Here is an 11,890-nt window from a genome sequence, read left to right as displayed (position 1 = left end):
GATCAGGTCTGAGCTAATACATATGAGTCCAACAATCACTTATCCAACACTGGTTAAGCCCGTTTCGAAAGCAAAGCGAAACAGGTCAGCATCTCTTGATATTTGAAGTTTACGCATAGCACTGGTTTTCTGAGAACTGATCGTTTGTTTAGTTCGCTTTAATTGGCTTGCAATATCGTTGACAGACATCCCCGAAACATACAGCCTAATAACCTCCGCTTCTCGTCTTGTCAGTTTATGACTTGTGGTACGCGAAGCCACATTGCTCCCCAAACCTTGTGCCACTGATTTGAAGTGAGGTGAAATATAGGTGGCCCCAGCATACACAGCATGTATTGCCGATATAAGGTGTCCAGTATCTTCAACCTTGTTCAGAACTGATCCCACGCCTAACTTGAGTATCTCAGCAACAATTGCCGAGTTATCTATAATGGTAAAAACAATAATCTTTAATTCAGGATAATGGCGCCTTAAGAAAGAAAGCATTGCCATCCCATCTCCAGCAATACCCCCTGGCATTACATAATCCGTTATAAGAACGTCACAATCTTTCTGGTTTAATACGTCCAGGATCTCTGTTGAGTTTTTCGCCTTCCCAACAATATTTAGCGTACGAATCGTTGATAATTCATATGAAATACCTGAAAGTATCGCTGGGTGATCGTCCGCAATAGTAATATTAATATTCATAACTCATCCAGTAAGTAAAATCGTATCCTTGGTGTAAATAAAGAGTTATCGCATTGTCCTATGCTAAACACATTGAGAGTGACAGGTAAGCATCTATACCGTCATACCTCAAGTTGCATATGTATTGGCTACATAACGCTACCCATGTTGGGCCTGGTTTTTCAGGTTCTGCACAAGTGCTGTTCAAAAACGTATTGCATTTTTGAACAGCAACTCGAATAGTTTTTTATCATTCGATAGCAAAAAAACACTACGCTATTTCGAATAGTGGAGTTTCTTTCATTTTTCCCACGAGGGGTTTAGACACCTTTCACTAATACCTTTATTTTAGGAAACTTTTTCAAGGACTAGCGTCCTACATCACTCAAATCATTAAATAACCAGCGGCTTAACATCCCCGTGCTTCCATAAGCTTTTACTACCGCAAGATAGCTATCAAAGCGATATGAAACTTCATTAATACGATTATTGTTGTAATCACTCTCAGCAATCAGAACATCAAGAAGTGTTCGACGCCCCAGGTTATACCACTGGTCAAAAAATGCAGTCTTTACCCTTTCTGTTTCTGCAATCAAATTGATGTAAAGATTTGCCCTTGTGAGCAAAGTATTAGCATCTTGAACTGCGGCACGAGCCTCAAATTCAAGATCCATTTGCTGTTGTTCTTTATTTTCAAGATCAGCTTCCGCCCTTAGTAACGCGGCTTCTCGTGCCGCTGTGGCTGAGCCGCCACGGAAAATAGGCCAACTTACGGTTACCATGGTCTGCCAAGGATCTTCACGGCCAAAATCATCTTTGCCTGTTGATTTTGTTACCACCCAATTGACCTGTGGTTTTTCCGCAGCGCGCAGGGATTCAGCTTGAAGCTTTGACGCTTTTGCCTCTGCTTCTGCTTGTAATAAAGCAGGGTGATTCTGGGCTACTGATAGCAATTTCTCCAACTCGACATCTGGTAATGTAAACTTAATATTCTTTGGAATTTTGATGTTGTTTTTGCCAATCAATTTATACAGTTTTATTTCTGCATCTCTTTCCCTTGCTAGCCATGTTTCCTTGCTGGATTCGGCTTCTAACAATCTGGCACGTGCCTGTACCAACTCACTGGCACGCCCATTGTCCACAGCTACTATATCCGCCAGCATATCAACCAACTGTTTCATCCGTTCTGCATACTGTTGGTTGATATTCGCTACCCGACTCGCTTTCTCTTTCTCCAGGAGGGTACTGGTAACGTCTTGGGCTAAAATCTCCACATTGAGCATATATTTTTGGACTGCTGCAGCGCTCAGCTCTTTTCTGCTATCGATCAATTTCCCGGTACGTCCCCAATCGTACACTGTAGTCGTCATATTCAGGTTAACTGCTTGAGCAACGTTATTAGAACCGCCGCCTAACGATCTTGAACGCGAATTGGCACTCACATCAATTTGTGGCCAGCGCTGCCCTTGGGCTTCACGCACGTCAGCATTTGCAGCACCAAGAGCCGCACTGGCTTGTTTTAGTGAAGGACTGCGTTCGACAGCCCGTTTTAACGCATTGGCCAAAATAACTCTAAATGCATCACTCCCCATCTCACCACGTTCACGGTCTTGGCGAGAAATCTGCTTTTGACTCGATATATATTCTGTAGCTTTAGATGCTGTTACCAGCTTAATATCCTGTTTATCTGCCGACTTGTCTGTGGCTTCTTTAGCTGGCGATAATTTCTGAGCCTGTTCAGCAATCAGGCGATACTCACCAAACGTACCACGGAACTCGGTATTCTTTGATTTCTCTGCAGATGAAAATAAGCTCCAGGATGAAACCCGTTTAGGTGCATCCTCTGCTGCTATTAGTACCACGTCCTGTGTATTAGCCCTGGCATGCAACATAAATGAAGAAGTAATACCGGCACACAGTAGAAACCGCATTGAAGCATTCAGCATTAAAACATTCGGTTTTAGTGGGCGAATTTTTCTTCTATTTAATTTCATAATTTATTATCTCTCGCGAAATGCTTCTCTGGCTTTAAACACTGGTTTCAATAAATAATCTAAAATTGTTTTTGTGCCTGTGCGTATTTCTACGGTTGCTGTCATACCCGGAATAATCGGTAATTTCTTACCGGCAGACTCCAACCAACTGGTATCGGTGAGTATTTGGACCCGATAGTAAATGGCATCTGGGCGACCAGCAGCTAATTTCTTTTCATCCTGCAACGTGTCTGGGCTTATATGGACTACTTTTCCTTTCAGACCCCCGTAAATACCGTAGTCATAAGCAGAAACCTTAACCGTTGCCGGAAGCCCTGGTCGTAGGAAAGCCACGTCTTGTGGTTTAATTTGCCCTTCCACAATCAACTGATCTTCCAGAGGAACAATCTCCATAATGTCACCACCAGGCTGAACAACTCCGCCAATGGTGTTGATTTTGACGTTTTTCACTGTCCCGTAAACCGGTGCGACAATAGTCGTTCGCTCAAGTACATCTTTGCGGCCAACCTGACCTTCGATTAACTGTGCAACCTCAAGTTCAGCTTTATTCAATTCAGTGTTTGCATCACCTTGGTAGCGGTTGCGACGTTCTACGATCTGGACATCCAGATCATTAGCTTGGCGCTTCATGCGTAGAATTTCCACTTCCGAGATCAAACCACGTGACGCCAATGGTGCAGTCATAGAAATTTCTTTCAAAATAAGATCACGACTGCGTTGCAATGCACTCAAACTGTCATCAAGGGATTTCTTTCGTGATTCGTAAGCCTTGGTTTCCTGTTCTATCATCAAAGGATAATTCTTTAACTCTTCAGGAAACTGCAGCGGCTTCTGATAGGCCTCGGATTCTAACCGCGCTACCATAGCTTTTAGTCCCATCAGTTTGGCGTTCATTTCCTGATAAGTTGAGCTTGCGCGAGTGGGATCTATTTTGAGCAGGGGTTGACCTTTTTCAACAATATCGCCTTCTCGCACCAACATCTCTTCAATAATCCCACCTTCCAAACTTTCTATAACTTGCTCACGGCTTTTAGAGATGATTTTCCCTTCACCTTGGGTTATTTCTTCAACCTTCGCATAATGTGCCCAGACACCTCCCGTTATCAAAATAATACAAATAATATATAAAACGGCTCGTGAGTTTGGAGCTGATTGAATAAGCAGTGACTCACGTAAATCACTCATAAATGCTTCATCACCTGCTTTTAAAGCAGCCGGTTTCGCGGCACGCTTAAAGCGGCCAAGTACTTTATTAAACACGTCTAAATTCCTTAATCTACTTTACTGGCAGGCGTTCAACCTGAATAATTTATTTAACGTTAGATGGCACTTTGCCTGTTGATTCACGATCGGCCGTTGCAGTCAGAGCAGCGATGATTTCATTTTTTGGCCCATCAGCAACGATACGCCCTTCATCAACAATCAAGATCCTATCAACCAAATTCAGTAATGAAGTTCGATGAGTCACCAGTATCAGAGTTTGGTCCTTAGTAGCGTTATTAAGTCGCGCCATAAAAAGGGCTTCAGTTTGCGTATCCATAGAACTTGTGGGTTCGTCTAGCAATAATATTTGTGGGCGAGCTAACAAACTGCGTGCCAAAGAAACCAGTTGGCGCTGTCCTCCAGACAGACCTTCGCCCATTTCGCCGATAGGCAGGTTGATTCCCATTGGATGCTTTTGTGCAATCTGATCCAACCCTGTCATTTGTAACACTTTCAAAAGTTCATCAGTGGAAGCATCTGGGCGACCAATCATGATATTTTCGCGCAAAGTACCATAAAACAGGCGTGCTTCCTGGCCGACATATCCTACGGTTCCACGCCAGTCAGCTGGGTCAATCTGTGCCACATCGATCCCCCCAATCATCATTTGTCCACCAGTCGGCTGATAAAGGCGCGCAAGTAGGCGCAGCAATGTTGACTTACCACTACCAATTTTCCCCAGTATCGCAACTCGCTCATTGGGTGCGATTGAAACATTGATACCTTCAAGCACAGGCTGATTAGGTTTATCTGGCGGTGCTGGATAAGCGAACTTGATCCCTTTAAGCTCCAATTGCCCTTTTAGTGAAGGCAAAGGCAAATATTTCTTATCATTCTCACGATCGAGTGGCATATCCATAAGGCGATTCAAAGATGTCATCGCCGCTTTGGCTTGCTGAAAACGTACGGCTAACCCTGCAACCTGTGTCAGTGGCGCCGTTGCACGCCCTGCCAACATCACGGTACCTATCAGAGCCCCCTGAGAAAGTGAGCCATTGCCGATCAAATAAACACCGAACACAATAATAATCACGGTTTGCAACTGTTGCAGGAAAGTCACCAAGTTCAGCGCTGTGCTGGTGAGTTTGCGTGATTTCATCGAGGTACTGGCAGCGGCTGCGCTGAACGCTTCCCAGCGACGTGTCATATAGCCTTCACCGCCAACAGACTTGAGTGTTTCCATCCCCTCGATTGATTCCAGTAAAACCCCCTGTTTGAGTGACGACTCACGCAGGTTTTCGCGCATAGTACGAGCCAGTGGCCATTGAATGAGCACGCTGATAATAATGATGCAAGGTATCATCATCAGCGGTATCCATCCCAGCGAGCCACCTATGACAAAGATCACGCCAACAAACAGTAAAACAAACGGTAAATCAGATATGGCCGCCAAGGTAGCCGAAGTAAAAAAGTCGCGGACTGATTCAAATTCTCGCAACTGGTTGGCAAAGGCCCCAGCCGAAGGTGGCTTATGTTCCATTCGCACCCCTAGTGCCTGACGGAACAACTGGGAACCTAATACCAAGTCGGCTTTTTTCGCCGCCATGTCCAATAAATTTGCTCGTACAAACCGAGTTATTGCTTCAAAACACATGGCGATAGCTACGCCGACAGCCAATGACCAAAGTGTAACGTAGGCCTGGTTTGGAACCACGCGGTCATAGACGTTCATCGTAAAGAATATGCTGGACAGAGCCAGAATATTAACAATGACCGCAGCTAGCGCTGCACTACGGTAATAACTGCGATAACGCCACAGGGTACTGAACAGCCAATGCCCTGATGAATGTGGTGTTTCCTCTCCTGCACGAGCATCGACCTGCGCACTGGGTTTGACCAAAATGGCATGTTCTGAATACCAAGTTGAGAGTTCCTCTTGACCTATTTCTACGGGTGAATCCACACCGATTTCAGGCAAAATGATTTGAAAACGCAGTTTACCTTCGTCATCACGACGAGAAGCAAGCAGAATCACTGCCCCACGATCTTTACGTAGCAAAATGATAGGCATCAGATGCGGGGAAAATTCGTGTGCCCGACGACGAACAGTTCCTGCTGTAAGGCCCGCGTTACTTAATGCAGCCAGAGCTTGCGATGGAGTTAGGTGATTGCCTTTAGGTAACCCAGCACAAAGGCTTTCAATGCTCCGAGGTGAACCCTGGTATTCACACATCCACAGGGTGCATTCAAGCAAAGTGTCTACAATTCGATCTGGTGGCGGAAGAGTAAACGAGTTCTCATTCTCATTTTGATTCAAATGATTTTTTTCTGGCTGCATGTTTATAATCCTTTGGTGTCTTAATTGACCCTGGCGCTTGCAAAGATTTATTAAAAGACACAGTCTGTGTGGCTATATCTGTAAAAATATGAGGAAAGGGAGTCAGGAAAATAATTATCCCCTTCACACTTGCTATGGGGATACACTTTAAATTTCTGCAGCTTCTGTGTCTGTCAGGTATGTTCGAATTGAAATGATAGGGGGTAGGACCAGTACTAAAGTAAGGATTCTCCTTACTCGCTGCTTTTTGATTCGGCAGTTTAAATTAATTCCTGATATTAACTTTATATGAAAATTGTTAATTTCTTTAGTATGTTACGCATTGTATCCCAAATAAATCAAGGTACGGATGGGGTACAGCGTGCAGCTAATGCTTATGTAATTTGAAGTGTAGCAAGTATATCCTGTTCCCGTTTAAGGACGGCCCCAGATGGACCGAGTAATGCAGAAACATCCATGTCATTTGAAGGGGAAGCTTTGTATTTTATTGAATATAATAATATTACTGTCCATTCGTCATACCTGATTCAAACGCAAAACGGAAGAGGTCCGCATCGCGTGATATACCTAACTTACGCATGGCACTGGCTTTCTGGGAGCTGATCGTTTGTTTGGTTCGGTGTAACTGAGAAGCGATCTCATTAACTGATAAACCTGAAACGTAAAGTCGCACGACTTCCATCTCGCGTTTGGTCAGGGCCAGATTTGAAACCGGGTTCTGTTTGATACCACTATGGCCTGTTACCAGATCATGGGTGGGGAAGTAGTTTGAACCAGCATAAACAGCATGGACTGCCGAGATGAGTTGACTAACATGCTGTGTTTTCCCCAACACACCGTTTACTCCAATCTTTGCCAACTCTTGCGCAAGGGCCTGGTTTTCCAGCGTGGTGAAAACGATGATCTTCAATTGCGGTTTTACGCGCCGGATGTGTGACAGCAGGCCAATACCGTCGCCGTATCTCCCCCCAGGCATAACGTAATCAGTGACCAACACATCACATTCTGTACGGTGTAATAGTTCGACCAACTCATCAGAATCCAGCGCTGAGCCTACAATCTCCAAGGTAGGTAGTTGAGCTAGTTCATGTGTCAATCCCGCCAACAGCGCAGGGTGATCGTCAGCTAACAAAAGGCGAATTTTCATATTCTAACCATATCCTTTATGCGATGACTGTTCTTGTTTAGCGATAGCTACATATGATTAGAAAAGCATAGGCTTTTTTTGGGGAGTTCGTCTAATTTTTATTGCGATACTGATGCCCCTTTAAACCTCAGGGATATCAACAATACCTAAACACACTCATTACATGATCGGCTATGTTTTTATTTATGTAAACCGAACTATTAGGGGATGAGCTTCGTTTTTGTCAGCTATTTCGTAATTAATACTAGGATTAGTTCGTTTCTTGCCGCTGAGGTATTTCGCATACTCTTTCTATACTTCATGATAATACTTTTCCTGAGGACGAAAGCCATCTTCATTTCGTTTATAATGCCGTGTTAACTTCCCATATAGAGTCCCTTATTCGCTTTCGCCGTTATCAACACATGTTGGTTTTTGGTTTCGGTTTCTTTAGTACTTTCATGCTCCTCTTGGTTTTTACTATTGGGGTAAAAACCGCTGTACTCAATCATATCGAAATGTTACACCAAGATTTTACTGGTGAGCATGCTATGTTAGAGAGAGAAATTGTCCGCTTGGAAAATACTTTCAGTACGATGTTGGTGGGTGCAGAAATCCTTTTAAAGGAAAACATTAAGCTCAACAACGACTACGTGCGCCAATTCTACCTTAATGATAATCAATTGTTTTTAAAGCCTGCATCTGCGTCAACTTCACAATGGGTTTATAATAACAAAAATTTAACCGTTGATAAAAAAGTGCTCAGGCACTTCTTGAGTTTGAGTTCTTACCTAGGAAAGGTGATTTCTGCAGATAGTCTGACGATGCAAAAAGATATTCTCTCCAGTTACTTATACAGCGTCGGACATGAGATGGTTGGTATTATTCCTGCCCCATCCTTGGCTAGGCGCGAACAGTTTAAATCAGCTCCCAAGTATTATCTGAATTTGCTAACGCAAGATGTCGATAAGACGGTGTTTTCATCGGGTTGGGGAGAGAAGGCTCATGGCGCAAACCGCACGTATTGGATGCCTCCATACATAAACCCATATTCAGGTGAAAAAGTACTGCGGCTGGCTGCGCCGCTCCTGCGTGATAACGTACCGTTTGCCGTTCTTGTCATAGAGTCCAGTCCATCTGCGTTGATGCTAACTTCTATGCCAGAGGATAAGCAGGGCACTTATACTCTTTTGTCAAAACAAGGCGATATCATCAACCAGCGGGGTGAGCGGTTTTTTGGACAACCCGCTATACAGGGTAAGAAACACCCAACAGAACTGCAGGAAGAAGGGGTCACTTTCGTTGCGACACTGGGGGAGACTGGCTGGTTTCTGGTGTTTCACTGTCCATGGCGCCAAATTGTTTCAACTGTTGTTCGTCAGGTTGGCGATGATGCTCTAATTACTTTTGGCTCCATACTGCTTGTCTGGTGCCTTCTGATCTATTTTAAGTTTTACCTCTTCCGTCCATTTTTCAGACAGTCTCAACAGGTCTTGGAAAGCGAACAACTCAGCCTTTCCCTGATTGAAACTGCGCCTGTGGGGCTAGGGCTGTTAAGGTTGAAAAATGGTGAGCCGTTGTTGCGTAGCCCGGTCATGACTCAAACACAGGTACGGTTGCAAACCAGAGGAAACAGCCTGCCAGCAGTCCTTGCCGAGTGCTACCGCCAGCAGACAAAGACATCAGAAAATGGATTTTTGCTGCAGGAATTCACCTTTTGCACACACGATGGCCTGCCAGTTAATCTGGCCGTCAGTATGGCACCTGCTCGCTACCGGGGAGAAGATGCGTTGGTTGTGGCTTTTATTGACATCACAGACAAAAAACAGCTGGAGCAACATTTGATTGCAGCCAAAGAGTCTGCCGACAAAGCCAGCGCTGCCAAATCTTATTTCCTGGCAGCCATGAGCCATGAGATCCGTACTCCTCTTAATGCAATCCTTGGCAACCTTGAACTGTTAGCCCATTCAACGTTGGACGAACAGCGTGCTCGCTTGGCTATTGTCCGTCATGCATCAGACAGGTTGCTGTCGACCATCAGTGATGTACTGGATTTATCCAAGATAGAGGCCGGTGAATTGCATTTGGAGCATATTGAGTTTGATGCGTTGGACGTTGCAAGCCGCGAATTGGAGATCTTTGCACCAATCGCCCGAGCGAAAGGGCTGGTTCTGTTGGGGGAGCTAGGGGATACCACAAGCCAACTGATGCTCGGCGATCCAGACTGTCTGGGGCAAGTGCTCAACAATCTGTTATCGAATGCGCTAAAATTTACCGAGCAGGGGAAAGTGATGCTACGAATTCGCGTGGATGCCCCTGCTTCATTAATATATTTTGAGGTCGAAGATACCGGGATTGGTATGTCGACGTTGCAGCAGCAACAAATATTTCAAGCGTTCAACCAGACAGATGTAACCATCAGGCGGCGTTACGGCGGAACCGGGCTGGGACTGGCACTGTGTAAGCGCTTTACGGAAGCCATGCATGGGGAATTGTCTGTCACCAGCGAACCAGGTGAAGGGAGCGTGTTTCGCCTGTCGTTGCCGCTATCTCAAGCCACAGGGCAGGTTGTTCATCCATTTTTCCATGGAGAGCGAATCTGTGTGCTGGCAGCAGAACCAGAGTCTCGGGCATATCTGGCAAAGGTATTAACGGCGTGGGGGCTGGAGGTGGAAAGCTATCAGCACCCGACGCAAATTGATGACATGCCGTTAGAGTCCTTACAGACTCTAGTGTTATGGGGCGACCAAACGTCCTGGCATCCTGATGATGAGAATCGTTTGATTGAACACGCTTCATGGGTGATTGACTGCCGTAGTGACGGCCCGGTTATTCCCGTTGTTACCGGGCGGATCTTGAGCACATCAATGTATGGCATTAGCGGCTTGGCCTTGGCCTTAGGCCATAGCTTACAGGGGCATCACCTGCCGTTGCCTGTACAGGATGAACAGCCTTTACCACGTAACTTGCGGGTTTTGGTGGTTGAAGATAACCCATTTAATCGGCACCTGCTTGAAGAACAACTGCGGCTATTGGGTTGCACTGTGTGTTTGGTCGAAGAGGGAGAGCAAGCATTAGCTCGATTACAGCATGAACAATTTGATGTTTTGCTAACTGACCTGTCTATGCCGGGTATGGATGGGTATAGCCTGGCACGAAGGGTGCAAGCTGCTTACCCCAAAATGCCAGTGGTGGCAGTGACGGCGGATGCGACCCCGCAAGAATACATAAAATGCTCGTCGGCGGGAATGGTACGGGTGCTCATCAAGCCGCTATTATTAAAAGAGTTGAAGCAATTGCTGCTGGAGGTATGCAACTTGGAAACGGCTTTTGATGAAGCACTACTACAAGCAGAAAATCAGGTCAGCGCACTATTGAACCAGCAAGCATTACCAGAAGATATGTGGGATATCTTTGAATACACATGCCAGTCATCTTTTGATGCGATTCGTGAGACGAAAGCTATTGGCGATACAGCGGGTCTTCTGAAGGAATTGCATAAACTCCGAGGAGCGCTGAGTGTCTACCACTTTCCAGAGGCTGAAAAAGAACTGGCAGAAATTGAATCGCATCTCAGATTTGGGAGGGTAGAAGCCATGATGCAACTTGAACCATTCCTGCACCAGCTTCAGCATAAGTTACAACTTAGACGTCGATCAATTTTAGTTGGCCTCTACACGCTGGCAATTTGACTGGAGACACACAGAGACTAAAAGAAATTGGCCAAGAGGTATCACTGACAACACTCTAACAATGCACCATATTCATTTTGACTGAGCTGAGCTTAGTTTTTTATCCCTATGCTCAAGTGGCACCTCGGTATTACCGGTTCTTTTCTCAACCACCTTGACGTAATGGGATAATACTTGAAAAATATCGAGAATCTCGGGCAAGTTCTGTAGCTCAAGCCACTCTTTTGCATTTTAAAACGAATGGCGAAAGCGTGATTGCTAATATCCACGCAGAGAGCTGGCCTAGACTGGTGATGACGGTCCCCCCTGACAGGTATGGATACCCCTGGGTATTACACTCCTTGGCAAAAATATTTATCCGATTGCTCTCAATGCTGAAGAGCGCTACGGCGGCGAGTTTAACGCTATATTTACAGTGTGGATAAAAAACTTTTGATACTCACGATAGTATCTTGGGAACAGGCAATTGTAGAGCGCTTATTATCACAACCCCGTTCTGTATTGTTGAAGCAGTTAAGCCGAGACATAAAACCGGTGACAGCCCCAAACGAGGAATCAGGTCGCTCGTTACGACCAGTCCCGTCCCGTATTGGTTCCCCCATCCAGTAAGCAAAGAGAACAAACCCGTATTCCGTACTGTTTATACCTTGTGGAAATCCAACGATGAAAAGTTTGGCACGCTGGTTTTTGAGGAGTCAACAGAGAAACTGGTGGCGATACTTCCTAAATTCAGCTTCAATGGAAACTGTTTTATCCTGGATAGATGTGGGCAACTAATGTTGCCCTGCAACGAGCTTGCCGAGAGCAAACTGCTTAAATTGGCACAGCAAGGTCAGAAAGAAGGATTGGGTAATCCCCCCGAAAAATC

General features: G+C 45.2%; 7 protein-coding genes. 2 read left to right on the top strand and 5 right to left on the bottom strand.

Going from position 1 to position 11,890, the window contains the following annotated elements:
* Window positions 1-39: 39 nt before the first annotated feature.
* The 5 genes from IV04_RS23025 to IV04_RS23005 all read right to left on the bottom strand — a co-directional run bounded on the left by IV04_RS23025 (window position 40) and on the right by IV04_RS23005 (window position 7,351).
* Complete coding sequence (locus IV04_RS23025) at window positions 40-690, bottom strand: response regulator transcription factor (RefSeq protein ID WP_037404652.1); 651 nt, start codon at window positions 688-690, stop codon at window positions 40-42.
* Between the two features lie 347 nt (window positions 691-1,037).
* Complete coding sequence (locus IV04_RS23020) at window positions 1,038-2,663, bottom strand: TolC family protein (protein WP_081893283.1); 1,626 nt, start codon at window positions 2,661-2,663, stop codon at window positions 1,038-1,040.
* A gap of 6 nt (window positions 2,664-2,669) precedes the next feature.
* A complete protein-coding gene (locus IV04_RS23015; RefSeq protein WP_037404651.1) occupies window positions 2,670-3,923 on the bottom strand; it encodes an HlyD family type I secretion periplasmic adaptor subunit in 1,254 nt (417 codons plus the stop codon).
* A gap of 49 nt (window positions 3,924-3,972) precedes the next feature.
* On the bottom strand, window positions 3,973-6,204 hold the full coding sequence (locus IV04_RS23010; protein WP_081893282.1) for a type I secretion system permease/ATPase: 2,232 nt from the start codon (window positions 6,202-6,204) through the stop codon (window positions 3,973-3,975).
* Window positions 6,205-6,706: 502 nt separating this feature from the next.
* Window positions 6,707-7,351 carry a response regulator transcription factor gene (locus IV04_RS23005; RefSeq protein WP_037404650.1) on the bottom strand — a complete coding sequence of 215 codons (645 nt, stop codon included), beginning with the start codon at window positions 7,349-7,351 and terminating at the stop codon, window positions 6,707-6,709.
* Window positions 7,352-7,755: 404 nt separating this feature from the next.
* On the opposite strand from IV04_RS23005, the gene IV04_RS24835 reads away from it, so the two are divergent.
* Both IV04_RS24835 and IV04_RS26950 read left to right on the top strand, forming a co-directional pair.
* Entirely contained in the window at window positions 7,756-11,022 is a 3,267-nt protein-coding gene (locus tag IV04_RS24835; protein ID WP_051916952.1) for an ATP-binding protein, read from the top strand.
* Between the two features lie 452 nt (window positions 11,023-11,474).
* Window positions 11,475-11,890, top strand: a 416-nt coding sequence (locus IV04_RS26950) for a hypothetical protein (protein ID WP_231566343.1), incomplete at its 3' end; no start/stop codon positions are given.

This window comes from Serratia sp. Ag1 (assembly GCF_000743355.1).
In the GTDB taxonomy this organism is placed as follows: domain Bacteria; phylum Pseudomonadota; class Gammaproteobacteria; order Enterobacterales; family Enterobacteriaceae; genus Chania.
Note: the sequence above shows the minus strand (reverse complement) of the source record. Positions and strands in the feature narration are given on the sequence as shown.

What these genes read in the sequence shown, in the direction of transcription:
- IV04_RS23025 (WP_037404652.1), bottom strand. Translation starts at nt 690, where the DNA reads ATGAATATTAATATTACTATTGCGGACGATCACCCAGCGATACTTTCA.
- IV04_RS23020 (WP_081893283.1), bottom strand. Translation starts at nt 2,663, where the DNA reads ATGAAATTAAATAGAAGAAAAATTCGCCCACTAAAACCGAATGTTTTA.
- IV04_RS23010 (WP_081893282.1), bottom strand. Translation starts at nt 6,204, where the DNA reads ATGCAGCCAGAAAAAAATCATTTGAATCAAAATGAGAATGAGAACTCG.
- IV04_RS23005 (WP_037404650.1), bottom strand. Translation starts at nt 7,351, where the DNA reads ATGAAAATTCGCCTTTTGTTAGCTGACGATCACCCTGCGCTGTTGGCG.
- IV04_RS24835 (WP_051916952.1), top strand. Translation starts at nt 7,756, where the DNA reads ATGTTGGTTTTTGGTTTCGGTTTCTTTAGTACTTTCATGCTCCTCTTG.